Raw genomic sequence first — 25,778 nt, forward strand, 5'->3', positions numbered from 1 at the left:
GCGTAAACTAGGGAACCGCCGTATACCGAACGGTACGTACGGTGGTGTGGGAGGTCGGCTACTCAAATAATGAGTAGCCTCCTACCCGATTGCAAAGCGGCGCTAGCCGTTTACGCGCGGGGACAGATTATGATACATTTGTCCGTAAAGGAGTGAAGGGTGCGATGAGGTGGATTGCAGGTCTGGGAAACCCGGGGACCGCTTATCAAGGGACAAGGCATAACGTCGGCTTTATGGTTATCGACGAATTGGCCAAGCGCTGGGGCATTAGCGTAACGCAAAGCAAATGCAAGGCTCTAATCGGAGAGGGCAATGTACAAGGCGCGAAGGTTGTCCTCATTAAGCCGATGACATATATGAATCTGTCGGGAGAGTCGATACGCTCCTTTCTCGATTATTTTAAGGCGGGCATCGAGGATGGCGTTATCGTCTATGATGATCTGGATACGGAAATTGGAAAGCTTAGACTTCGTTATCAAGGCAGCGCAGGCGGGCATAACGGCATGAAGTCGCTTATTCAGCATCTGGGTACGCAAACATTCGATCGTGTGCGAATGGGCATTTCGCGCCCGCAGCCGGGCGTGAACATTGCCGATTATGTGCTCTCCGCGTTTCCAAAGAGTGAGCAGGAGTTATTGGCCTCCATGATTGCAGGAGCTTGCGATGCCATTGAATATAGGCTCAAGGCGCCTTTCGAGGAGACGATGGCAAAGTATAATCGCTGATCTGTTAGATTGAGGTTTTTCGGGCATACTGAAGGGTATAACGACTCTTCAGGAGGCATACATATGGCTGTAAACTATATTTGCAGACACTGCCGAACGTCAATGGGGTCGCTCAGCGGGTCGGATATAACGGAGCAGCAGCTCGGTTTCCATTTCTTGACCCCCGAAGAGCGCAGCGATATAATAGCGTATGACCCAAATGGCGACGTGACGGTGAAAGTGGTTTGCGATTATTGCCGCGAGGCGATTGATGCAAATCCAGAGCTTCACTTGGTAGCTAATCCGCTTCAATGACGGCAGTTTAATAATTTGAGCCTTAGCGGACGGCTGAGGCTTCTTTTCAATGTATGGGGAGCGATCGTATCCGTCTCCCATTGTGTATAGAAACGGGGTGTCGCAAACGTTGAAAGCGTTAATGAAAGTTTTTGCCGCGGATGCGGACGTTCAGTCCGTTATATCGGGTATTCGAAAAGGCATGCGCGAGCAGATGATATCAGGGCTTGCCGGTTCTTCCAGACAAGTGCTGATTGCAGCGCTGCAGGAGGATGTTGGCCAGCCGATGCTGGTCGTCACGCACAATATGTTCGCCGCCCAGAAGATAGCAGAGGATCTGCAGGAATGTCTTTCTCCGGAAGCCGTCTTATTATATCCCGCGAATGAGTTGGTTGCTGCCGAAGCCGCGATCTCGAGTCCCGAGACGCTCGCGCAGCGTATGGACGTGCTGATCAAGCTGTCCAAGGGCTATCGCGGGATTGTTGTCGTGCCATTCTCGGGAGTAAGGCGTTATTTGCCGATCAGCAGTGTCTTGGCGGATGCGCAAATAGCGATTAAAGTTGGCGATTTTTTGCCGATTGATACGTTTCTGCGTCAAATGACTTGGCTGGGCTATACAAGGGCGGATCGGGTAGAACTGCGCGGCGATATGAGCGTCCGCGGCGGCATTGTCGATTTTTATCCATTAACCGCAGCTCAAGCCTATCGGATCGAATGGTTCGGCGATGAAATTGACTCCATTCGCGCATTCGATCCGGCTGATCAGCGTTCGGTAGGCCGCTTTGAATCGATCGTTGTTCCGCCTTCCCAAGAAATGCTGGCCGATGGGCATCGCATGGAGGCTGCAGCAAACCATGCCAAGCAGCTTCTGGAGAAGCAGCTTGATAAGATGACCGACCGAACGGCGAAGGACCGCCTGCGTTCCGAGATGGGCGGGGAGCTTGAGAAGCTTCGCGAGCATGTCTATTTTCCGGAAATATATAAGTATATATCTTTATTATATCCTGAGCGGCAAACCATTCTCGACTATATGCCGAGCGACACGCTGCTTATACTAGATGAGCCTACGCGTTTAATAGAAACAGCTAAGCAGCTGGAGCGGGACGAAGCGGAATGGGCTATGCATTTGCTGCAAAACGGCAAGTCGCTGCCAGGACTCGCGCTGGCGCGGGATACAGAGGAGATTCTTCATCATCGCCCTTTTCCGACCTTGTTTTTATCGTTGTTCCTAAGGCAAATTCCGCATTCCCAGCCGCAAAATATTTTGAACATGACAAGCCGCTCTATGCAAAACTTCCACGGTCAGATGAATGTTCTGAAGGCAGAGATGGAGCGTTGGCGCAAGACGGGCGCTACGGTCATGATGCTGGCAGGCAATGCCGAACGTATCGAGAGAATGCGCCGCGTGCTGGATGATTACGGTATAGAGACGCCGACTCTGCTCGAAGGGAATTTGCAGTCAGGCTTCGAGCTCCCTTCCTCGCATTTGGTGGTCATTACGGAAGGCGAGATGTTCTCGCAGAAACAGCGCAAGGCGCGGAAGCTTGATAAAAAGGTGGATAATGCCGAGCGCATTAAGAGCTACACAGAGCTCAAGGTCGGGGATTACGTCGTTCATCATAACCACGGTATCGGGAAATACGTAGGCATAGGCACGCTTGAAATTGCCGGTATCCATAAGGATTATCTGCATATTCTGTATGCGGGCGGCGATAAGCTGTCCGTCCCGATCGAGCAGGTCGATATGATTCAGAAGTACGTGGGCTCCGAAGAGCGGGAGCCGAAGGTTAATAAGCTGGGCGGCAGCGAATGGACGAAAGCGAAGAGCAAGGTGAAGGCATCCGTACAGGATATTGCCGACGATTTGATCAAGCTGTATGCCGAGCGGCAAACGGCGGCTGGCTATGCTTTTGGACAAGATACGTCGTATCAGAACGAGTTTGAGGCCATGTTTCCATATGACGAGACGCGCGATCAACTGCGGGCGATCGAAGAAATTAAGAAGGACATGGAGAAGAGCCAGCCAATGGATCGTCTGCTTTGCGGTGACGTTGGCTACGGCAAAACCGAAGTAGCCGTCCGCGCTGCTTTCAAGTCGGCGATGGACAGCAAGCAGGTAGCTGTTCTTGTGCCGACTACGATACTTGCTCAGCAGCACTACGAGACCTTTCGCGAGCGATTCGCCGGTTACCCGATTAACGTACAGGTGCTAAGCCGTTTCCGCTCTCGCAAGGAGCAGAACGAAACGATGAAAGGGCTGAAGAACGGTACGGTTGATGTCGTTATTGGAACGCATCGTCTGTTGTCGCAGGATATCATCTTTAAATCGCTGGGACTGCTTATCGTGGATGAAGAGCAGCGGTTCGGCGTGTCGCATAAAGAGAAGCTGAAGAAGCTGAAGACGAATGTTGACGTGCTTACTCTGACCGCAACGCCTATACCGCGTACGCTCCATATGTCAATGCTTGGCGTGCGCGACCTATCCGTCATTGAAACGCCGCCGGAGAACCGATTCCCCGTTCAAACCTATGTGGTTGAATACAGTCCGTCTCTCGTGCGCGAGTCGATCGAACGGGAGCTTGCCCGGGGCGGTCAGGTTTATTATCTGTATAATCGCGTACAGGGAATCTATCAAATGGCTGAGCAGATTAATGCGCTGGTACCGGATGCTAGAGTTGCGGTAGGCCATGGACAAATGACGGAGCAGGAGCTGGAGAAAACCATTCTCGATTTTCTGGACGGTGAGTCCGATGTACTGGTCAGCACGAGCATTATCGAAACGGGTGTCGACATTCCGAATGTCAATACATTAATTGTGCATGATGCGGATAAAATGGGACTTTCACAGCTCTATCAGCTGCGTGGACGGGTTGGGCGTTCTAACCGGATAGCTTATGCCTACTTTACCTATCAGCGGGATAAGGTGCTGACGGAGGTAGCGGAGAAACGCCTGCAATCGATCAAAGAATTCACGGAGCTTGGCTCAGGTTTCAAAATAGCGATGCGCGATCTATCGATTCGCGGAGCGGGTAACTTGCTCGGTGCGGAACAGCACGGCTTTATTGCTTCGGTCGGCTTCGACATGTATTCGCAAATGCTGGCCGACGAGATCGCGAAGCGCAAGGCGGAGATGAGCGGAGAAGTAATCAAGGAAGATAAACCGGTCAGCACGGTTATCGATGTTAGTATTGATGCCTACTTACCGTCGGATTATATTTATGACAGCATTCAAAAAATTGAAATTTATAAAAAAGTGGCGGCTATACGCAGCTTTGATGAATCGGACGATGTCATTGATGAGCTCGTCGACCGTTTCGGCGATTTGCCGCAGGCGGTCAGCAATTTGCTGGCTGTAGCTAGACTGAAGGTATTCGGCACAATGTACGGTATCGAACAGATTAGCGGGAAGGGCGATGACCTGCTGCTTCGATTCGCGGCTTCCGAGAAGCTCCGAATCGACCGCAAGAAGGTGGATCAGCTTTGCTTAAAGCATGAGAACCGCTTTAAGCAGGCCGGCGACCAGGATCCGAATCCGGGCGTGCTGCTGCGAGGCAAGGGGCTTTCTATGGAGCAGAAGATTCATATGCTTGAGCAATTTTTGCAGGCCTACAAGAATGTGCTGTTGTATAAGGATGAGTTGCAAAATGCGACACCATAGCCAATATTCGCTTTATGCGTCCCTTTTCTGATACAATACAATCAAGTTTATAAATTGAAAGGGGATTCAACATGTTACACAGTTCACGCAAATCGGCATGGCGCAACGGCGCGCTGCTTATCGTTGCAGTGCTGCTTGTCATGACGATGGCGGCATGCGGAGCGAAAGAAACGGAAGTTGCAACTTATAAAGGCGGTAATGTGACGGATACGGAATTTGATAAATATTTGGCGGTATTCACGGTTATGCAGCCAGGCTATGAGCAAATTATTGAAATCCCGCAATTCAAAGAGCAACTTCTTCAACAGTATATTTCTTATAAAATTTTAGGCAGCCAAGCTTCAGAGGAATCGACGAAGAAGGCTGAAGAAGATGTTAAAGAACAAATGAAGCAATATAAAGACGCTTTGAGCAAAAATACAGAATTAAAAGCGGCTGTAGATGCGAAAAAATTGAAAGACAAAGATATGGAGCACTATATGATGCTGACCTCGACGGTTGTAGCTCATATGAACTCCAAAGTAACGGAAGAGGAAATGAAAACGGAATATGAGACGAACGGCGCAGATTATGCGACGGTTACGGTTCGTCACATATTGGTAGCAACAACGACTACAGATGAAACAACACAAGAGCAGAAGGAGCTTCGTACGGTTGAAGAGGCACTCGCTCGCGCGAAGGAAGTGAAAGAGAAGCTGGCAGCCGGCGGCGACTGGGCTGCGCTTGCGAAGGAGTATTCCGATGATCCAGGTTCCAAGGAAACGGGAGGTCTGTATGCGGATCAGAAGGCAGGCAGCTGGGTAGAAGCATTCAAGCAGGCTGCTTATACGCAAGAAGTTGGCGTTCTTGGCGAGCCGGTAGAAACGGAATATGGCTATCACGTCATTCTTGTCGAGAAGCGGGATATCCCGGCTTACGATAAATTAAGTGACGCGGATAAAGAAGCAGTGAAAAGTGCGGTTTCTTACACACATATGAACAAGTTCATGACGGACGAGCTGCCGAAGCAAGAAATCGAGATTAAGCTGCCCGAGCCGGAAACGACGGATGCCCCGGCCGGCGAAGAAACGCCTGCTACTGATACGCCTGCTGAAACAGAAGCGCCTGCAGCGGAATAAGCTGAAGGACATGAGGAAAGGGACTGTCACAAAAGCGGCTAAATGCTGATTTTGTGACAGTCCTTCCGTTTTATTTTCGGACAATCTATTAAATAGAGCGTTAAATTCAGTGTAGAAAGTCGGCACCGAGAGCCATTTCGATCACCTTCTCTTATGGTCGTTTCCATAGGAGGGGGTGTTTTGCGTTTTTACGAACGATGGTCAATTACTTAACATAAAAAAACGAAGGAAGCCATATAAGACAATGGAACGTAATATTTATGTTAAAAAAACTAACACAAACAATTTGTTTTCCCCTATAATGGACCGAATTCTAATAGATATTTTATGATCTATCTTTTTCATGTAAACTATATTGACATTAAGGTGACTCTCAATCTATAATAAAGGCGCGAACGATGGAAGGTTATTCCAAATAAACGTTCGGAAAATAGAGACAAAATCAGAGAGATCGGGGAGTGGAGAGATGGAAAGGAGATTATTTTATCAATATTGCTTGTTATTGATTGCAGTAAGCTTGGTACTGGCAGGGTGCGGCGGCAATAATAAGGCGGCATCGACGAACGAAGCGACAAACGCACCGACTGAAGCGGCAAATTCGGGGACATCTGCAGAGGGGGAAATTAAAGTAGGCATTCTTCACTCGCAAAGCGGTACGATGGCGATCAGCGAAGTATCGGTTATTGATGCGGAATTGATGGCGATTGAAGAAATTAATGCCGCAGGCGGCGTGCTGGGCAAAAAGATCGTGCCGGTGCTTGAGGACGGCGCATCCGATTGGCCGACCTTCGCGGAAAAAGCCCGGAAGCTCATTTCCGAGGATAAAGTCGCAACCGTATTTGGCGGATGGACGTCTGCGAGCCGCAAAGCGATGAAGCCGGTATTCGAAGAGCTGAACGGCTTGCTTTGGTACCCGGTTCAATACGAAGGTCTTGAGGCCTCGCCGAACATTTTCTATACAGGAGCGACGACAAACCAACAAATCGTTCCATCGGTTTCCTGGCTGCTTGAGAATCGCGGCAAAAAGTTCTACTTGCTCGGATCGGATTACGTATTCCCGCGTACGGCGAACCTGATTATTAAAGAGCAGCTGAAAGCGGAAGGCGGCGATCTTGTTGGCGAGGAGTACACCCCGCTCGGCCACACGGACTACAGCACTATCATTAGCAAAATCAAAGAAGCAAAGCCGGATGTCGTATACAACACGCTTAACGGCGACAGCAACGTAGCTTTCTTCAAACAGCTGAAAGATGCAGGCATTACTGCCCAAGATATGACCACACTTTCGGTATCTGTCGCTGAGGAAGAAATCCGCGGTATAGGTGTAGATGTGTTAGAAGGCCATTTGGCAGCTTGGAACTACTATCAAACGACGGATACACCTGCGAACAAAACGTTCGTTGAAAACTACAAAAAGAAATACGGCGATGACCGTGTAACGGCCGATCCGATCGAGGCTGGCTATACGGCAGTCTATCTGTGGGCGGCGGCTGTAGAAAAAGCTGGCTCCACTGACGTAGCGAAGGTGAAGGAAGCGGCAAAAGAACTAGAGTGGGATGCTCCGGGAGGCAAAGTGAAAATCGACGGCGAAACACAGCATATTTACAAAACAGTACGTATCGGCGAGGTGCAAGCGGACGGTCAATTCAAAGAGCTTTGGAATTCGGGAGAGGCGGTTATGCCGGATCCTTATCTGAAGGGCTATGATTGGGCCGCCAGCATTCAACCGACCGAATAATACGAGTGTGAGCTAAACACTAATTCGCAGCCATGCATGGAGGGAGTATTCGGCAGCGCCGAATGCTCCCTCCATGTTCATGATGGCTAGCGGAAGGAGCGGTAATATGGATGTCTATCTACTGCAGCTGTTTAATGGTCTCAGCATCAGTTCGATTCTGCTGCTTGTTGCTTTAGGGCTGGCCATTACGTTCGGCCTGATGAAGATCATTAACATGGCGCATGGCGAGTTAATTATGATAGGAGCATACTCCACGTATTTGACTCAAAATTTATTTAAGGATTATTTGCCGGAATCGCTGTTTAATTGGTACTTCGTATTAGCGATTCCTGTGAGCTTTGGAATTGCCTTTATTTTTGGCCTTATTCTAGAAATGTCACTTATTCGTTTTCTGTACGGAAGACCGCTCGACAGCTTGCTCGCAACCTGGGGCGTTGGCCTTGTCCTTCAGCAGCTCGCCAGGACCATCTTCGGTGCGCCGAATGTTGCGGTCAAGAGCCCAGCCTGGCTTGACGGCGGGTTGCGAATTATGAATGGTACGCTGCTGCCTTACAAACGGCTATTCATTATCGCGCTTGTTATCGCCTGTTTGGTTGCGATGTATTTCTATATTTATCGCAGCCATGAGGGAAGAAGAATGCGGGCGGTCATGCAAAATCGCGATATGGCGGCTTGCCTCGGCGTATCGACGCGCCGGGTGGATGCGATGACCTTCGCGATCGGGTCGGGCATTGCCGGAATCGCAGGCTGTGCGCTAACGTTAATGGGACCGATCGGTCCTTCTCTTGGTACCTATTATATTGTTGATGCCTTCATGGTCGTTGTATTAGGCGGCGTAGGTAAGCTTGTTGGAACGGTGCTTGGAGCAACGGGGATCGGTATGTTCAATACGTTATTCGAATATTGGACTAACGCATCGCTCGGAAAGGTGCTTGTGTTCGTTTGTATCGTTGCATTCCTGCAGTGGAAACCAATGGGGCTCGTTGCGATGCGTTCACGTTCGTTAGATTAAGAGGATGCTTTCTCTTCAAAACATAAAGGAAGGTGGAGTGCGCATGCAACTCAAACCGTTTACGACCCAGCGCATTTGGATACTGATCGGTTATGCGGCAGCAGCGGCGGCATTGTTCTCAGCGCCGTTGTTCGTGAGCGACTTTCGGCTTAACTTGTTAGCGAAATTTCTAGCCTTTGCGATCGTCGCATTGGGGCTTGATCTTATATGGGGTTATACCGGCATTTTGAGCTTGGGCCATGGTATTTTTTTCGGTCTAGGCGCTTATGCGATGGCAATGTACTTGAAGCTTGAGGCAAGCGGAGGGAGGCCGCCGGATTTCATGGGCTGGAGCGGGCTGAAGGAGCTTCCGCTCTTCTGGAAGCCGTTCGAATATTTCGGCTTCGCGGTGGCTATGGGTATTATCATACCAGCACTGCTGGCGCTTGTTCTAGGTTACTTTACGTTCCGCAATCGAATTCGCGGCGTTTATTTTACGATTTTGACGCAAGCGATCGTTATTATTACGACTACTCTATTGATCGGTCAGCAAGCTTATACGGGCGGTACGAATGGCGTAACGGGGTACTCGACGCTGCTTGGCTTCCCGCTGGCATCTCCGGATACGAAGCGCGTGCTGTACTGGGTAACGGTTGCCGCGCTCATCGGAATATTTGTTTTTTGCCGCTTTGTCATCGGAAGCCGATTCGGCAAGGTGCTGCGGGCGATTCGGGACGGTGAGAACCGCATAAGGTTTATTGGATATAATCCGGCTGTTTATCAAATGGTCATCTTTACGATATCGGCCGGTATTGCCGGTATTGCAGGCATGCTGTTCGTGCTTCATGTGGGTATTATTTCGCCGTCTATGCTTGGGATCGTGCCGTCTATTGAAATGGTCCTTTGGGTTGCTATTGGCGGACGCGGAACGCTTATAGGAGCGGCGCTTGGCGCCATTCTTATGAACTGGGCGAAAAGCGAGTTCAGCACCGCTTATCCGGAAGGCTGGCTATTCTTTATGGGGCTGCTGTTCGTTGTGGTCGTTGTCTTCATGCCAAAGGGCGTTGCCGGTTTAGTGAGTCAATTGAAAGTCCGCAAAAAGAGGAGGGAGCCAAAGAATGAAGGAGTCCGCAATCCTGCAGTGTGACGATGTGACGGTAGAGTTCGACGGGTTTAAGGCGGTTCAGGGAATGAGCTTGAAGCTGCTAAAGGGCGAGCTTCGTTTTCTGATCGGGCCTAATGGAGCGGGGAAAACAACGATGCTGGACGTCATTTGCGGCAAAGTAAGGCCGACTGCCGGACGTGTCACATTCGGCGGTAAGGTTGACATTACACGCAAGAAGGAGCATCAAATTGCCGAGCTTGGCATTGGACGTAAATTTCAAGCGCCATCAATTTTTCCGTCGATGTCGGTTATGGAGAACCTGGAAATTGCGATGCGCCAGAAGCGTACGGTGTTCGCTACACTATTCGCTAAGATGCTCGATGAGGACAGGGATCGGATCGGGCATCAACTGACGATGATAGGCTTGCAGGAAAAGTCCGGCTGGCGCGCGGGCGGGCTGTCCCATGGTGAGAAGCAGTGGCTGGAAATCGGGATGATGCTGCTTCAGGAGCCGGAGATTTTGTTGCTGGATGAGCCTGTGGCGGGGATGACGGACAAAGAGACCGATAAGACCGGCGAGCTTCTGCATGAGATTGCCCGTAAGCGTTCGGTTGTCGTTGTAGAGCATGACATGGAATTTGTTCGTAATTTTGCAAGCAAGGTGACCGTCATGCATGAAGGCAAGCTGCTGAAGGAAGGCTCAATGGATGAAGTGCAGAGCGATGACCGGGTAGCGGAAGTATATTTGGGGAAAAGGCGGGATGCCGATGTTAGCCGTTCAACAGCTTGAGGCGGGGTATGGGGAAAGCATTATTTTGCGGAATGTTTCTCTAAAGGTTAAACCGGGGCAAGTCGTGTGCTTGCTTGGCCGCAATGGCGTCGGCAAAACGACGTTGATGAAAAGCATTATGGGCTTGCTGAAGGCTCGGGGCGGTTCTGTATCGTATAATGGTACCGATCTATCGAAAAAGGCGCCGGGATTGAGGGCGAAGAGCGGTATCGGTTACGTGCCGCAGGGAAGAGAAATTTTCGCTCAGCTGTCTGTATACGAGAATTTGCTGCTTGGGCTGGAGGCGGCCAAAGTGAAGGTCAATGCGGTGCCGGAGGAGGCTATTGCGAAGTTTCCGGTGCTGCCGTCTATGTATAACCGCAGGGGCGGCGATTTGAGCGGGGGACAGCAGCAGCAGCTTGCGTTTGCTCGGGCGCTGGCCTCGAAGCCTGAGATGCTGCTGCTGGATGAGCCTTGCGAGGGGATTCAACCTTCCATTGTAGACGATATTCGCGATGCCATTCGTTCGATTAAGGCGGACGGCAAGACGGCGATTCTGCTGGTAGAGCAAAGCCTTGAATTTGTGAAGAGCGTTGGCGACTACTTTTACGTGCTGGAGAAGGGTGCGATAGCTTGGGAGGGCGGACTTGAAGCACTGGATGACGAGGTTATTCACAAGTATTTGACGGTTTAGGGTAGGAAGGGGCTGATTTTTGTGATCAGCCCCTTTCAGTTGTGGAGTTAGAAATGATAAGCATATGTATTTTTCTTGAGCGGCGCTGTTCAAGAAGGTGGGAACCTGGAAGGTTGACTCGCTCTCATGTAAGAATTCCGTTAACTTGTCCTCTAACGTTAAGTTTGCCACGTTTTTGATATGTTGATCGTAAATACGCACAACATACTTGTGATCGTTAATCGTGAGTATTTTGGTAAGATTCGTCAGACCGTAAGGCACGGAGTCTAATTCGTAACTCGGATCAGAAAAGTAATGTTTGATTAGTTCGTTGATTATTTCCCGGATAATATTCCCCTCCCTTAGATCGATATCCTATCATAATGATGATAACTCATGTTTATCGTGAGTATAAAGAATAAATCTGGTGGAGGAATTGAAAGCTTTTGTGAATCGATTGGTTGCAGAAGTGAATGCGAGGGGCATGAAGGGATTTTGATTTTTGTTTGTGTTCAGTGAAAATAAAGTTGTAGACAAGAAAAATAAAGATTTATACTGCCGGTAGTTATTGAGCTAACGAGGAAGAATAGCACAACAACAAGCAACAGGCTGCCGCGGCGGCCTGTTGCTTGTTGTTGTGGACAAGGTTCGTTGCATAAGTAAATGAGGCTGTGCGTGAAACGGATACTGTACAAATCCAGTATAGCGCGCTGAATGGCACATGATAGGTCAAAGTTAGTGTACAAATCCAGTATAGCGCGCTGAATGACGCATTATAGAGCAAAGTTGTAGTACAAATCCAGTTTAGAACACTATACGACTTACGAAATTAGGTCGATCATATGTAAAAGAAGAGTGGTTGCTTTTATATTGCTTATATTTGTAAAAAGTGATATCATTTTTATATCATATTAATATTATGAAACAAGATTAAGGGGTGGCGCTTGATGAACGAGAAGAAGGCCTGGTATGTAAGCGGATATGCGGCATTGTTAGTATCGCTTATTGCAGCTGCGAGCGGAGTGTTGTTGATCGTAAGCGAGGCGTCGAAGGATAGCTCTTCGGGGCTTATTATCGGAATCGGAATCTTTTTGGCCGTTGTGGCTGCCGTTTGTCTGTCCTCTCTAACGATCGTGCAGCCGAATGAAGCAAAGGTCATAACCTTCTTCGGAACCTATATGGGCACGATGCTGGAGAGCGGATTGTGGATGGTATTCCCCTTTACCGTAAAAGTGAATGTGTCGCTCAAGGTGCGCAACTTTAACAGCCAGACGCTTAAAGTAAATGATGCCGAGGGCAATCCTGTCGAAATTGGAGCTGTTGTCGTATTTAAGGTAATGGATACGGCGAAGGCTTCCTTTGATGTCGATCATTATGAGCGGTTCGTCGAAATTCAAAGCGAGACGGCGGTTCGGCATATTGCGGCGCAATATCCGTATGATACGTTCTCGTCGACTGACACGTTGTCGCTCAGGGGGAATGCGGATGAGGTTGCTTCCGAGCTGCTGCGAGAGCTGCAGAGCAGGCTCGGCGTTGCTGGCGTGCAGGTAATAGAAACGAGGCTTACCCATTTGGCTTATGCTCCGGAAATCGCGAGCGCGATGCTTCAGCGACAGCAAGCGATTGCGATCGTATCGGCACGGACGAAGATCGTTGAAGGCGCGGTAGGAATGGTCGATATGGCGCTGCGGCAGCTGGAGGCAAACGGGATTAGCCTGGACGATGAACGGCGCGCCGCGATGGTGAACAACTTAATGGTGGCGATCGTGTCCGATCGCGCCGCAACCCCGGTCATTAATGCGGGTTCGCTTTACAGCTAAAGGCTGAACATTATGGGAAAAGAAAAAAAAGCATTTCCGCTTCGTTTGGATCCCGATATCCATCGCGCGCTTGAGCAATGGGCCGCAGATGAATTCCGCAGCGTCAATGGGCACATTGAGTTTTTGCTTCGGGAAGCTCTTAGCAAAGCCGGCAGACTGAAGCAGCCTCATAAAGACGAGCAGCAATAAGAGGGCAAAAGCTTTCTTTAGGCGGGTGTCGAGTATCAATCTACGCCCGTCTTTTGCTTATATTAACGTAATAAAACCTTACATAATAATTGACATTCCTATTCCCTATCGCTAAAGCGCGAACTGGCGCAGCTTCTGAAGCATGAATAGCATGCGGCTGTGCCATTTTGATGCAAGCAAAAGGAGATTTCGGGGCATGCTGGAGAGGTAAATGCTTGATCCATGTATAACGGAGCAGCCGGGAAGAATTATAAAAAAAGGGATTGGCGGGCGATTGACGGGACGGCAGCCGTAACCTTTTCATAAGAAACGTGGGGTGGTTGGATGGATCTGTAGTCCGTGTATAAGATACTGGGAGTGGATGAATACTATGGTCAGATTCAAAATCTTTTGAAGGATCTTTCCTCTTCGCTATAAACAAGCTGCAAGAATCCAGTCGATTCAAAATCCTCTAGGAAAGCGGGGCAACAAGAAATGAAAGCAACTGGAATTGTACGTCGCATCGATGATCTCGGGCGTGTGGTGATTCCGAAGGAGATCCGCCGTACACTGCGTATTCGCGAGGGTGACCCTCTAGAAATATTTGTAGATCGCGATGGCGAAGTTATTTTGAAGAAATATTCTCCTATCGGTGAGCTTGGCGATTTTGCAAAGGAGTATGCGGAGTCGTTGTACGAGGGCACGAACCATATCACATTGATTACAGACAGAGACACGATTATTGCCGTTGCCGGAGCCTCTAAGAAGGAGATGCTCGACAAGTCGGTGGGCACTGTTCTGGAAGGCTGTATGGAAAACCGCAAAACGGTGTCTGAACTAAACGGCGGATCGTATGAGCTTATTAAGGATACGCAGGAAACGTACAGCTCGTTCGTAATCGCTCCCATCATTTCCGGCGGAGATCCAATCGGTACAGTCGTATTAGTGAGCAAAGACGAATCGGTGAAAATGGGAAATATGGAAACGAAAATGGCGGAGACGGCAGCGGGCTTTCTTGCCAAGCAAATGGAGCAATAGAAAGAAAATGGCGTGTCATGCATAGGCTAAGCTTGTGCCGAGTGGAGATGAAGAGGTGCTAGTGGACATAAGAGCTTCCTTGATCAAGATAACTTGATTGGGGAAGCTTTTTTTCAGGGCGGTCGATTGTGAGGTATAATAAATGCCAATAGGAATCGATGGATGGTCAGGGGCGAGGCGGGATGAGGCAAAAGCCGGAACGGGAGCGGCAAGCGGCCGCGCTGCTCGAGCAGGCAAACGGGGAACGAAAAGCCGAGGCTGTTCAGAGGGCGGGCAGCGTGCAATTTATGCGGGGAGATGCGGACGGAACAAAGGAAGGTGATTATAAGCGGGATGATTGGCAGCGGCCTGGGCGTCTGTGGTTAAATGGCGTTGTCATCATGGCGGGTGCGGCTCTGTTATCTAAGGTTATTGGGGTTTTTCAAAAAATCCCGCTGCAAAATTTGGCCGGTGACCGCGTATTTGGCATATATAACGCCGTCTACCCGTTTTATCAGCTGGCCGCCGTATTGGCGACTGCGGGACTGCCGACAGCGGTATCGCTGTTGATAGCCGAAAGGCTGCGGAAGGGCGATAACCCGGAAGGCGTACGGCGCACCCTGTATGCGGCATTGCTGCTGCTTGGCGTGACTGGCATACTGGCGTTTGGCTGGATGTGGGCCAGCGCGGAGCAGGTGTCGCGTTGGATCGGCGATTCGGAGACGGCGAGCGCCATTCGCACGGTGTCGGTTGCGCTGCTGCTGGTCCCTTTCGTAGCTGCGCTTCGCGGCTACGCACAGGGGCTGGGGCGAATGCCGTTATCCGCCGCTTCACAAATCACAGAGCAGATGATTCGTGTAGCGGTTATGTTATACGTACTGGCCATAAGCGGGGCTGCCGGCTGGGCGGACGCCTCCATAGCCGCAGGCGTGATGAGCGGCTCGGCTGTCGGGGCAATTGGCGCTTTGCTCATACTGGCGGCTTTCTCCTGGAGGGAAAGGCGCCGCGGACAGCTTGCGTGCATTCCGGGAGCGCTGCGAGCGGAAATGAAGAGGCTTGCGGCGATTGCGCTGCCTGTCGCGCTGGGTGCTGTCGTTGTCCCCGTGCTTGGCGTGGTGGATGCCTTTACGGTACCGCGGCTGTTGCGGGACGGAGGCTTATCCGAGTCTGCCGCCATGGCAATGTTCGGAATTTATAGCCGTGCGCAGCCGCTCGTGCAGCTGGTCGTTATGGTTGCCGGCGCTGCTGCGGCGGCGCTCGTGCCCGGGCTGGCGCTTGCTCGCATGCGCGGCGCCTACGGGCAACTGCGGCTCCAGCTAACGCTTGCCGAACGCGCCGCATGGGCAATCGGTGCGGCTGCCAGTATCGGGCTGGTACTGCTGGCAGAGCCGATCAATGTGATGCTGTATACCGATGCGAAAGGGACGACGGTGTTTGCTCTAGTTGGCTGCACCGCGCTGGCCGGCAGTGTGAATGCGGTTAATGCGCCCGTGCTGCAAGGTATAGGCTCGGTGCGTACGCCTGCAGTGCTGCTGCTTATCGCAGCGCTGATGAAGGGCGTTCTAAACGCGATGCTCGTGCCCTTGTATGGCGCGGAGGGCGCTGCGGTCGCCGGCATTGCCGCGCTGAGCGCGGTCGCCCTGCTGGGCACGGCCGCGCTTCGCCGTGCGGCGGCGGCATCGGGCGCCACCGCACGGCGCGGCGGAAGGCGTCCGGCGGAGCGGGAGAGCGGGCGTGGAGGTGAGCGGGGACAGGTGGAGCGAAGGAGCGAGAGTGTCGATGCGAAGCTGGGCGGGCGCCGGCCCGCCGAAAGGCGAAGGCCGGCGCTTAACCGCGCGGCCGCAGGCACGGGCTTCGCGCTCGCGTTCATGGCCGCGGCGCTCATTATCGCCGAGCGAGCGCTGAGCGCCGCGCTTGGCGGGCTGCTGCCGCCGCGGGCGGCGGCAGCTGCGCTTGCGCTGACGGGCGTTGCCGTCGGCGCTTGCGCCTTTGGCGCCGCAGCATTGCGCAGCGGCGCCGTTAGCGCGCGCGAATTGCGCGCGCTGCCGGGCGGCGGCGTACTGGCCGCCCGGCTTAGACGCTGGCGGCTTATTCCGCCGGCGGATGGGGAGGAATAAGCCGCCAGCGCGAGCAAACCGTCCTGCTGGAACAGTTTGCTCGCGTCGCATCCTGCGAGTTGAAATAGAGCTAATAATTAGCTCTAATTCCTCCAAACTAACCCAAATTGCAACAATAGAGCTAGAAACTGGCTCTATTGTGCATCGCGCGGCCCCAATTGGTCCTCGAACGAGCTGGAACGAGAAAATAAAACTAAACCTTAAGGAGGCTTACCTGACATGGCAATTCCCGCGATTATAGTGGTCGGGCTGGGATCGGGCGATCCCGATCAATTAACGTTAGGCGTATGGCGGAGCCTGCAAGCCGCGGAACGCGTATTCGTCCGCACCGAACAGCATCCCGCGATGTCCATGCTGAAGGAACATGGTATCGTGTACACCTCTTTCGACGCTCTTTACGAGCAGCATGAGTCGTTCCCTGACGTATACAAAGCGATTGCCGAGACATTAATAGCAGAGACAAAAAAAGCCAGTACTGCCGCTTCGACGCTGATTTACGCCGTTCCGGGCCACCCCATGGTGGCGGAGCGCACCGTACAGCTGCTGCGCGAGCAATGTCCGGAAGCCGGTATCGGTCTGCAAATCATCGGCGGCGAAAGCTTCCTTGATCAGGCGTTTGTCAGCCTGGGCATCGATCCGATCGAAGGTTTCGCGCTGCTTGATGCCGCCGATCTTCAGCCTGCGCAATTACAGCCGCAGCTCCATACGCTCATTGGCCAAGTGTATGATGCATTTACCGCTTCCGATGTGAAGCTTGCGCTCATGGAACGGTATCCCGATGACTTCGAGGTTGTCGTAGGCCATGCGTTAGGCGTAGCCGGGGAGCAGCAAATCCTTCGCGTGCCGCTGTATGAGCTGGACCGGACGCCGGGCTACGGCAATCTATCGCTTATCTGGGTGCCGCGCTCGGCCGACCCGGCACTGCGAAACCGTTCCTTCGAGCGGCTGCATGAGATCGTCTCGATTCTTCGCAGTCCGGAAGGCTGTCCGTGGGACCGCGAGCAGACGCATCAGTCGATTCGCAAAAATTTCATCGAAGAGCTCTATGAAACGCTGGAGGCGATCGACAACGATGATCCCGACGCGATGCAGGAGGAGTTCGGCGACGTCATTCTCCAGGTTATGCTGCACAGCCAGATGGAGGAGGAGACCGGAGCTTTCTCTGTATACGATGTCATTCAATCGCTGAATGAGAAGCTTATTTTCCGTCATCCGCATGTTTTCGGTGATCAAAGCGCCGGCGACGCAAGCGAGGCGCTCGGCAATTGGGAGCAAATGAAGGCGGAAGAGAAGCGAATGAAAGGGACGGACGCGGATCGCAAGTCCGTGCTCGACGGCATCCCGCCCGACCTTCCGGCGCTCATGAAAGCGTACAAGCTGCAGAAAAAAGCGGCTAAGGTCGGTTTTGACTGGGACGAGCTTGGGCCGGTGCTGGACAAAATCGAGGAGGAGCTTGGCGAGCTTCGCGAAGCGATCGCTTCCCACAGCAGCGAGGAGCAAGCCTCCGAGCTTGGAGACCTGCTGTTCGCCGTCGTCAACGTCTCGCGGTTCATCCACGCCGATCCGGAGGAGGCGCTTTCCCGCACGAACAAAAAATTCCGCAATAGATTTTTGTATATTGAGGAGCAGCTTCGTATAAGCGGCAAACATTTTGACCAGACTGATTTAACAGAAATGGATCGATGGTGGGAAGAGGCCAAGCGTCAATCCTAGCTTTCGTTTCGGCACAAATCGCCTTTATTCCGCACTATTCGCAAAAAAATTTCAATTAGCGGCAGGATTTTTTTACTCTTAGGCAGAATAAGTATTCTTCGTACGAGTAAAAATTCCCAACCAAGGCGGCGCTGCAAGCGTCGACCACAAATAATGGTATCTAAATTAGGAGGATTTTATAATGAACAAAACAGACCTGATCAACAACATTGCAGAAAAAAGCGGCTTGACTAAGCGCGACGTAGAAGCTGTACTTAACGGATTTTTGGGTGAAGTAACAGATGCGCTTGCCGGCGGCGACAAAGTTCAATTGATCGGCTTCGGTACTTTCGAAACCCGCAAACGCGCTGGACGCACGGGCCGCAACCCGCAAACAGGCGCGCCAATCGAAATTTCGGAAGCGAAGGTTCCTGCATTCAAAGCAGGCAACAAGCTTAAAGAAGCTATCCAATAATCAATGCGCTTAGATAAATTCCTTAAGGTTTCAAGGTTGATCAAGCGCCGGACCGTTGCGAAGGATGTATCCGAGCAGGGCCGGGTATGGATCAACGGCCGCGAAGCGAAAGCGAGCAGCACCGTCAAGGTAGGGGATGAGCTCCAAATCCAATACGGTCAGAAGATCGTAACCGTGCGCGTTGAGCGCATCGCGGAGACGACCCGTAAGGATGAAGCCGGAGAGCTGTATACTCTGGTGAGGGAAGAGCAGCGCCAGCGCGAAAGCGGCCTGGACTGGGAACCAAAGCAATAACCATCAAGCTGTCTGCAGGCATCGTCCTTGCGGGCAGTTTTTTAATATGGTTTCAAATCTCTCCATTCGGTTTAATGATTCGAAGCGTGGTTCTAAATCTCGCCCCCCACCCATAAGCTAGTCTCAAATGAGGAAGCGGGGGACGAGTCTATGGTTGACCAAAGCAATGGACAGAAGCGGCAGGAAGTCAAAATGTTAAATCGCAAGCTGCTGGAGCTTACCGGCGTTTTAAAGGTGGAAAGCTTCGACAGCGAAGAGTTTCTGCTCGAGACAGAGCTAGGCTTCATGACGGTTACGGGCCAAAATTTGCATATGAAGCATCTTAGCCTCGAACAGGGGCTGGTGGCTATTGAAGGACTGGTCCATTCGCTCGCCTATTTGGATGGCAGTCCGAACGCGTCAAAATCAAAAGGGCTTTTCGGGAAGCTGTTTAAGTGACGCTTAGCATGCAGTGGTTGACGATGGCAGCCATGCTGTTATCCGGCCTCGGCATGGGAACGGTGTTCGACGGCTATCGGGTCGTTTCGAATGAGCTGAAGTTTCCGCGCTGGTGGCTGCCTGTGCTGGATGTCGTCTATTGGATGGCAGCGGCGCTAGTCGTCTTTCGAGTGCTGTACGTCAGCAACAATGGCGAGGTGCGGGCGTACGTTTTTATCGGACTGGCTACCGGCGTTATCCTCTATTATTTGTTTCTAAGCAAGCTCGTTATTGTCATTATAAAATGGCTCATAAGAGCAGTTCGCAATGTAATCGCATTGGTGCTCAAATGCTTGGATATCCTTATCGTAAAGCCATTGTTGCTGCTCTATAAGCTAATCATAGTTATTTTAGGATTTGGGTCTGCGCTCACTATTTTCCTTTTTAAAATTGTGATACAATTGGTTCGTCCATTTTGGCGGTTGCTTGTTTGGATGGTTCGGCCGATCCTTCGTCCAATAGGACGGCGGCTGATGCCTTACCTGACCAAATGGCAGGTGAAAGAGAAGCTGGCCAAGCTTGGACTACTAATTGCTCGATTTTGGAGCAAATGGCTTAGGAGGTAACACCGCTCATGGCAGCAGCAAATGCAAACAAAACGCCAGGGAATGCTGGCACCAAGCGCCGGTTCAAACTATGGATGATGTTCATTGTGCTATTTATGGGCTGGGCGGCGTACACGATATTTGAACAGATGCAGCTGAAGGACGCGACAAACGCGAAGCTGGCAATCTTACAAGGACAGATTAGCGCTTCAACGAAGGAAAGCGACGCGCTAAAACGGCAAATAGAACGATTAAACGACCAAGAATATATCGAGCAGCTCGCCACCAAAGAGCAAGGCATGGTGAAAGAGGGCGAGCTGCAAATTTTCAGCGATTAAATAGGGCTTCAAAACGGGTGAACGTCTGTTGACCTTACTTGAGGGGTTCGGTTATAATCACGTTAATAGCGTTTTCGCAAAACTTTTAGCTTATGCTTACACTTTTAGTTTTGCTTCGCATAACTTTTAGGGAGGAACATTTTATTTTATGGCAATTGAAGTGGGCGCTAAGTTAGAAGGAAAAGTGACAGGCATTACGCATTTCGGGGCATTTGTCGACTTGTCTGGAGGTGTCACAGGTCTCGTTCACATTTCGGAAATCGCTGATAATTACGTCAAAGACGTGAAGGATCACCTGAAGATCGACGATGTCGTGAAAGTAAAAGTGATCAACGTGGACAAAGACGGAAAGATCGGGCTTTCCATTAAGCAAGCCATTGACCGGCCGGAAGGCCAACCAGCGCCACAACCACGCGAGCGTCACAGCGGAGGCGGCGGAAGTGCTGGAGGCAGTGGCGGCGGAGAACGTTTCAACCGCGGAGGCGGTGGCGGCGGTGGCGGACGTCCCTTCAACAAGCAATCGTCTGGCAGACCAGCATACGGTAAACCGTCATTCGAGGATAAAATGTCACGTTTCCTGAAAGACAGCGAAGAGCGTATCTCCTCTCTGAAGAAGAATACGGAGGGCAAACGCGGCGGACGCGGAGCCAAGCGGGTATAAGCTGAATCGTCATAAATTCATAAACCAGGCAGAACCGATGAGGTTCTGCTTTTTTTGCGTCCGTTTGCAGCGAATGCAGTCTTATCCCTTCCGCAGATTGTCGAAGCGGGACGCGAAGCCTAAGCATGGCCTGCAGGAGTAGAGTCGAATGCCTGAAATAGGCGTATCCATGTCGTTTCTCGCTTTATACCTGATGAGTAAAAATACTTTTCTCCGATCCTCCATCATTCCCGACAGGTTACTACGTCTATTCGCCACGGAATCAAGGAAGCGGAACACGCTTTTTGTTGTCGGCTATCGCCCCGGAGCCCATGCGTAAAGCGGGTGAACCCTATATGGGGCATAGGTTTTACAAAGCAATGACAATGACTGCGCGCTTAATTATTTTTGTCGGAAAAAACTTTTAGGTACGTTACGTTAACTGACAAACTTCATACGGACAACCTCCTATAATGAAAAACACATTACATTCGGAATGGTGGTGTCTGCCCGTGGAAAAGGAAAACGCTGTGACAGTTCCCGGTATGAAACGAACCAATGTGATTCAGTCGGTTATGCAGAAAGGACGGGAATGGGTTGCGGCTCGTCGTTTTATTCAAATCATTTTGGCTAAAAAGTGGACATTTCTATTAGTCGGCGTAGCTTTCTTACTCGGAAGAGCAGTCATACTGGAATCGTTAATGCCATTTGCCATCGCTTACTTTGCGGTTATTTATTTCATGAGAAGAGATATTTACCCGTGGGTGGCAATATCGTTAGTCGCCGGAAGTTGGCTGGCAGCCGATCCCGCACCGATGTGGATTGCGATGGAAATCGCGGTGTTGTTTCTTTTCTTGAAGGGGCTTGAGGCGTATGAGAAGGCGGAGCTTTCCTCGGCGCCGATTCTCGTATTCGCGTCGACGCTGCTCGTACAGCTATTTAATGTGTTTATTGGTGACGAGCTTAGCTGGTACAACTTTATGCTCGTAGTCGTAGAAGCGGCCCTCGGCTTTGTGCTTACGCTTGTATTCATACAAGCGATCCCGATACTGACCATGACGAAAAAGTCAGCCTCGCTCAAGCATGAAGAAATTATCTGTTTAATGATATTGCTCGCTTCGGTTATGACAGGAGCTGTGGGCTGGGTAATCTACGGCATGTCGGCCGAGCACATTATGTCTCGTTATATGCTTCTGTTGTTCGCATTAGCAGGCGGTGCACCTCTTGGCGCTTCCGTCGGCGTCGTTGCAGGACTTATTCTGAGCTTGGCGGACTTTGGGGCTGTCGTGCAAATGAGCTTGTTGGCTTTTGCGGGACTGCTTGCAGGACTGCTGCGTGAAGGCGGCAAAATGGCCGCCGCATTCGGAATGCTGCTTGGGACGTCGATTTTATCCATATATGTTGGCAGTCAGGCTGATGTGATGAGCTCGACCTGGGAGTCGGCAGCGGCCGCTGCCCTGCTCATGCTGACGCCGCGCAGTATGATCCGTACGATCTCGCGTTATGTGCCCGGCACGAATGAGCACGCGAAGTCGCAGCATGAATATGCGAAGCGGGTGCGCGAGGTAACCGCCGACCGTGTCTCGCAATACTCGGAGGTGTTCCAGCAGCTGTCGCGCAGCTTTAGTCAATTAAATGGTACGGTTACGGCCATGAAGAGAGAGGATGAGATCAACCACTTTATGAATACCGTGGCGGAGCGAAGCTGCGCGAGCTGCCATCGGCAACATGCATGCTGGGAGGATAAGTTTTTTCACACCTACAAAATGATGACCGATATGATGACAACGGTAGAGGAGGATCGTATTCCGACAGGCAAGGAAATACCGCGCGCATGGTCCGCTCATTGCGTGAAATCATCGCAGGTATTGTTGGACATGCGCCAGCAGTACGAGCTTTATCAAAATAATAGGCATTGGAAGAAGCAAATATACGACTCCCGCCAGCTTGTCGCCGATCAACTGCAAGGCGTCTCGCAGGTCATGGAGGATTTAGCGAAGGAAATTAAACGGGAGGGGCAGACGCTGCATTTGCAGGAGGAGCAAATTCGAGAGGCGGTGGAGGGGCTCGGTTTATCGATACAAGGCATTGATATCGTAAGCCTAGAGGAGGGAAATGTGGATATTGAAGTCTATCACTCGTTCGAGAAGGGATATGATGAATGCCGTAAAATTATCGCGCCGCTGCTCAGTGATATTCTGGGCGAGCATATAGCCGTGAAATCGGAGCATCCTGGGGAGAAAAATGGTGAGCCGACGCTTGTTGCATTCTGTTCGGCCAAGCAGTTTGAGGTGGAAACCGGCATAGCCGGTGCTGCCAAAGGGGGAGATTTGCTGTCCGGGGACAGCTTTAGCATGGTTGACATTGGTAATGGAAAATTTGCGGTAGCGATCAGCGACGGAATGGGTAACGGCGAGCGTGCGCGCCAAGAGAGCAGCGCGGCGTTATCTATTTTGCAGCAGCTGCTGCAGTCCGGCATGGATGAGAGACTGGCTGTGAAGTCGGTTAATTCCGTACTCTTATTACGCTCCTCCGACGAGGTGTTTGCCACGGTCGATTTGGCGATCGTCGATTTATATACAGCGCAAACGACTTTTATGAAGATAGGCTCGACACCGAGCTTCATTAAACGAGGAAACGAGGTTATTCCGGTATCGGCGAACAACCTGCCGATTGGCATTTTACAGGATATCGACGTCGATTTTGTATCGATGCAAATGCAATCCGGCGATACGCTCGTTATGATGAGCGACGGGATATATGATGCGCCTGGCCATGCGGTTAATAAGGAGCTGTGGATGAAACGAATCATCAGCGAGCTGGAAACGGACGACCCGCAGGAGATGGCCGATGCTTTGCTGGAGAAAGTAGTGCGGCACCATGATGGTGAAATCATTGATGATATGACCGTGCTCGTTGCGCGTATCGACAAGCATTTGCCGGAATGGGCTTCGTTCCGCTTCCAGGGCGTTACGCGTATGGAGCGTCCAAGGACGGTGAGCTGACGTATGACGAGAAAGTGATTTTTGGCTCGGTATTGTAGAAATGACTGATTAACGATGATCGGATGAAAAGATGTCATTGATATATCCATTTCAATTGCAGAAGCCTTTTTGCCTGTCGGCTACCTCGCGGCTGACGGCGAACGGCTTCTTTTTGTCGTTTTTCATTGGCTAGTGAACAGGACTTATGCACTCGCTCAAAATAAGAAGTAATTCTTAAGTGAAGAGTTACTGGATAAATCCATCATAGCGCGCCAAACGGGGCTTGAGAGCGAGAAGTTACTGGATATATCCATCATATGCTGTTCGCATGTTATTGAGGGGCCGGTGCTATCGTAAAAAAGGGTTGTTTGAATCTTTCAACCTGCATAGTTGTTTAACTCTCCCAAAAAAGGCAAAGCTAATAGAAAGGCTCTGGCAAAGCCTACGCTTACGAGACTACGCTTACGATGCTGAGTTTGTTACACAAACTCTTTAGGAGGGTAAACAATTATGAAACAAATATTATTGATTACGGATGGCTGTTCGAATGTGGGGCTTAGTCCGGTAGTGGCGGCAGCGCATGCGAGCTCGGAGGGAATTTCGGTCAATGTGGTGGGCGTGCTCGATCATGGAGACGTGGGCGAGCTGGGCGCGACGGAGATTGATGAGATCGCCCGTGCCGGCGGCGGACTAAGCAGACTGGTTAATATGCGGCAGCTTTCGCAGACGGTACAGATGATGACGCGCAAAACGGTCGTGCAAACGATTCAGCTGGCCGTGCAGAAAGAGCTGAAGCAGGTGCTTGGCAATGGAGCGATAGAAGCGCTGCCGCCGGATAAACGCGGAGAGGTCGTAAGGGTCATTGACGAGCTGGGCGAAACGTCGGGATTGCAAGTGGCGCTTCTCATCGACGCGAGCGCCAGCATGAAGCCGAAGCTTGCAGCAGTGGAAGAGGCCATTCGCGATTTGATGCTCAGTCTCCAGGCTAGACAAGGAAAGAGCGAAATTTCCGTCTTTCATTTCCCTGGCTCAAGAAATGGCGGCGACTGCGTCATGGATTTAAGCTGGACGAGCCATTTGAACGGCGTGCAAGCGATTTTCCCTAAACTTCAGATGGGTGGAACGACACCAACGGGGCCTGCGATCATGCATGTGATTGATTTTTACCGCCAGGGCGATTATGGTAGACAGAGTAGAGATGAAACGGATGGGATGATGAGTGGCTACGTCGTTTAAGGTTGAGCTTCGCCGTGGAATGGTGGTAACCGGCAAATGGAAGCATGGGCGGTACAAGGTCGAACGGTTGCTTGGCGAAGGCGCAAACGGTAAAGTATATCTCGTACAGCGCGATCGCAATTGGTATGCTCTGAAGGTCGGTTTTGATGCGATTGATCTGCAATCGGAGATCAACGTGCTGCAGTCGCTTGCTAAGCAGAAGAAGCAAGGGCAGGAGCCCTTTCTATTTGATGTTGACGATCTGTACGGACCCGACGGGCGCGAATACCCATTCTATATTATGCGCTACGTGCTTGGCTCGCGGCTTGTGGTCTATTTGAAGCAGCATGGCGAAGAGTGGTTTCCGTTAGTCGGTCTGAATCTTCTAAACAAGCTGTCGAAGCTGCATGAAGCGGGCTGGGTATTCGGCGATTTGAAGGTAGAAAACGTGCTGGTAGCGGATTACGGACATGTCGAGCTCGTGGATTACGGAGGGGTAACGGCAAGCGGGAAGAGCGTTCGCCAATTTACGGAAATGTACGACCGCGGCTATTGGAACTGCGGCTCAAGATCGGCTGATCCGGGTTACGACCTATTTTCCTTCGGGGTGCTTTGTTTGCAGCTTCATGAAGCGAAACGGCTGCATCAACTGACAGCGGAGCTCCTGCCGCAGAATCGGTCGGCTGCCGAGCTGATCGAGATCGCCGAAGCAAGCGCTGCTTTGAGGCCGATTGCCGGATGGCTGCGCAAAGCTTTTGCCGGCCAATTCCATGATGCAGGCGATGCCGCGGCGGCATGGCGGCATCTGATGCACAGGCGGGATACGCATAGGCCTTCTGCTACGCCCGTGTGGTTGAAGGGGCTGGCCGCAGGCTCTGCCATCCTGCTGGCAACGTCGGTTTATTGGCTGCTGCGCAATGTGCTGTAGGAGCCGGCGGCTGCAGAG

General features: G+C 51.4%; 23 protein-coding genes. All 23 read left to right on the forward strand.

The window, feature by feature from the left end; translation table 11 throughout:
* Window positions 1–164 precede the first annotated feature (164 nt).
* The 23 genes from pth to L1N85_RS20250 all read left to right on the forward strand — a co-directional run bounded on the left by pth (window position 165) and on the right by L1N85_RS20250 (window position 25,760).
* Window positions 165–725, forward strand: a complete 561-nt coding sequence (gene pth / locus L1N85_RS20140; RefSeq protein ID WP_235240842.1) for an aminoacyl-tRNA hydrolase — start codon at window positions 165–167, stop codon at window positions 723–725.
* Window positions 726–788: 63 nt separating this feature from the next.
* Complete coding sequence (locus L1N85_RS20145) at window positions 789–1,019, forward strand: anti-sigma-F factor Fin family protein (protein ID WP_235240843.1); 231 nt, start codon at window positions 789–791, stop codon at window positions 1,017–1,019.
* A 121-nt stretch (window positions 1,020–1,140) separates the two neighbouring features.
* Window positions 1,141–4,656 (forward strand): transcription-repair coupling factor, encoded by a 3,516-nt coding sequence (mfd, locus tag L1N85_RS20150; RefSeq protein ID WP_407946527.1) that lies wholly within the window; start codon window positions 1,141–1,143, stop codon window positions 4,654–4,656.
* Window positions 4,657–4,727: 71 nt separating this feature from the next.
* Complete coding sequence (locus L1N85_RS20155; protein ID WP_235240845.1) at window positions 4,728–5,774, forward strand: peptidylprolyl isomerase; 1,047 nt, start codon at window positions 4,728–4,730, stop codon at window positions 5,772–5,774.
* Window positions 5,775–6,240: 466 nt separating this feature from the next.
* The gene (gene urtA / locus L1N85_RS20160; RefSeq protein WP_235240846.1) at window positions 6,241–7,512 is read left to right on the forward strand and encodes an urea ABC transporter substrate-binding protein; all 1,272 of its coding nucleotides are present in this window, start codon (window positions 6,241–6,243) and stop codon (window positions 7,510–7,512) included.
* A 106-nt stretch (window positions 7,513–7,618) separates the two neighbouring features.
* The gene (gene urtB, locus L1N85_RS20165) at window positions 7,619–8,524 is read left to right on the forward strand and encodes an urea ABC transporter permease subunit UrtB (RefSeq protein ID WP_235240847.1); all 906 of its coding nucleotides are present in this window, start codon (window positions 7,619–7,621) and stop codon (window positions 8,522–8,524) included.
* Window positions 8,525–8,567: 43 nt separating this feature from the next.
* Window positions 8,568–9,650: an urea ABC transporter permease subunit UrtC gene (gene urtC, locus L1N85_RS20170; protein WP_235240848.1), complete on the forward strand. Its 1,083-nt coding sequence runs from the start codon at window positions 8,568–8,570 to the stop codon at window positions 9,648–9,650.
* A complete protein-coding gene (urtD, locus tag L1N85_RS20175) occupies window positions 9,622–10,398 on the forward strand; it encodes an urea ABC transporter ATP-binding protein UrtD (protein WP_235240849.1) in 777 nt (258 codons plus the stop codon). The genes urtC and urtD overlap by 29 nt, the downstream gene beginning before the upstream one ends.
* Window positions 10,376–11,071: an urea ABC transporter ATP-binding subunit UrtE gene (gene urtE / locus L1N85_RS20180; protein WP_235240850.1), complete on the forward strand. Its 696-nt coding sequence runs from the start codon at window positions 10,376–10,378 to the stop codon at window positions 11,069–11,071. The genes urtD and urtE overlap by 23 nt, the downstream gene beginning before the upstream one ends.
* 926 nt (window positions 11,072–11,997) lie before the next feature.
* The gene (locus L1N85_RS20185; protein WP_235240851.1) at window positions 11,998–12,870 is read left to right on the forward strand and encodes an SPFH domain-containing protein; all 873 of its coding nucleotides are present in this window, start codon (window positions 11,998–12,000) and stop codon (window positions 12,868–12,870) included.
* Between the two features lie 12 nt (window positions 12,871–12,882).
* A complete protein-coding gene (locus L1N85_RS20190) occupies window positions 12,883–13,059 on the forward strand; it encodes a hypothetical protein (RefSeq protein WP_235240852.1) in 177 nt (58 codons plus the stop codon).
* Between the two features lie 474 nt (window positions 13,060–13,533).
* Window positions 13,534–14,076 (forward strand): stage V sporulation protein T, encoded by a 543-nt coding sequence (gene spoVT, locus L1N85_RS20195; RefSeq protein WP_235240853.1) that lies wholly within the window; start codon window positions 13,534–13,536, stop codon window positions 14,074–14,076.
* A gap of 182 nt (window positions 14,077–14,258) precedes the next feature.
* The gene (locus tag L1N85_RS20200; protein ID WP_235240854.1) at window positions 14,259–16,172 is read left to right on the forward strand and encodes a polysaccharide biosynthesis protein; all 1,914 of its coding nucleotides are present in this window, start codon (window positions 14,259–14,261) and stop codon (window positions 16,170–16,172) included.
* A gap of 219 nt (window positions 16,173–16,391) precedes the next feature.
* Window positions 16,392–17,885 carry a bifunctional methyltransferase/pyrophosphohydrolase YabN gene (yabN, locus tag L1N85_RS20205; protein WP_235240855.1) on the forward strand — a complete coding sequence of 498 codons (1,494 nt, stop codon included), beginning with the start codon at window positions 16,392–16,394 and terminating at the stop codon, window positions 17,883–17,885.
* 181 nt (window positions 17,886–18,066) lie between these two features.
* On the forward strand, window positions 18,067–18,339 hold the full coding sequence (locus L1N85_RS20210; protein WP_053373361.1) for an HU family DNA-binding protein: 273 nt from the start codon (window positions 18,067–18,069) through the stop codon (window positions 18,337–18,339).
* Between the two features lie 3 nt (window positions 18,340–18,342).
* Window positions 18,343–18,633: an RNA-binding S4 domain-containing protein gene (locus tag L1N85_RS20215; RefSeq protein ID WP_235240856.1), complete on the forward strand. Its 291-nt coding sequence runs from the start codon at window positions 18,343–18,345 to the stop codon at window positions 18,631–18,633.
* 150 nt (window positions 18,634–18,783) lie between these two features.
* A complete protein-coding gene (yabP, locus tag L1N85_RS20220; protein WP_235240857.1) occupies window positions 18,784–19,071 on the forward strand; it encodes a sporulation protein YabP in 288 nt (95 codons plus the stop codon).
* Window positions 19,068–19,676, forward strand: a complete 609-nt coding sequence (gene yabQ, locus L1N85_RS20225; protein ID WP_235240858.1) for a spore cortex biosynthesis protein YabQ — start codon at window positions 19,068–19,070, stop codon at window positions 19,674–19,676. Before yabP ends, yabQ begins: the two co-directional genes overlap by 4 nt.
* An 8-nt stretch (window positions 19,677–19,684) precedes the next feature.
* The gene (locus tag L1N85_RS20230) at window positions 19,685–19,993 is read left to right on the forward strand and encodes an FtsB family cell division protein (protein ID WP_235240859.1); all 309 of its coding nucleotides are present in this window, start codon (window positions 19,685–19,687) and stop codon (window positions 19,991–19,993) included.
* A 148-nt stretch (window positions 19,994–20,141) separates the two neighbouring features.
* On the forward strand, window positions 20,142–20,654 hold the full coding sequence (locus L1N85_RS20235; RefSeq protein ID WP_235240860.1) for a S1 domain-containing RNA-binding protein: 513 nt from the start codon (window positions 20,142–20,144) through the stop codon (window positions 20,652–20,654).
* Window positions 20,655–21,145: 491 nt separating this feature from the next.
* On the forward strand, window positions 21,146–23,638 hold the full coding sequence (spoIIE, locus tag L1N85_RS20240) for a stage II sporulation protein E (protein ID WP_407946525.1): 2,493 nt from the start codon (window positions 21,146–21,148) through the stop codon (window positions 23,636–23,638).
* A 489-nt stretch (window positions 23,639–24,127) separates the two neighbouring features.
* Window positions 24,128–24,853 carry a vWA domain-containing protein gene (locus L1N85_RS20245; RefSeq protein ID WP_235240861.1) on the forward strand — a complete coding sequence of 242 codons (726 nt, stop codon included), beginning with the start codon at window positions 24,128–24,130 and terminating at the stop codon, window positions 24,851–24,853.
* A complete protein-coding gene (locus L1N85_RS20250; protein ID WP_235240862.1) occupies window positions 24,837–25,760 on the forward strand; it encodes a protein kinase domain-containing protein in 924 nt (307 codons plus the stop codon). The genes L1N85_RS20245 and L1N85_RS20250 overlap by 17 nt, the downstream gene beginning before the upstream one ends.
* Window positions 25,761–25,778: the final 18 nt, after the last annotated feature.

This window comes from Paenibacillus alkaliterrae (genome assembly GCF_021532375.1).
GTDB lineage: Bacteria > Bacillota > Bacilli > Paenibacillales > Paenibacillaceae > Pristimantibacillus > Pristimantibacillus alkaliterrae.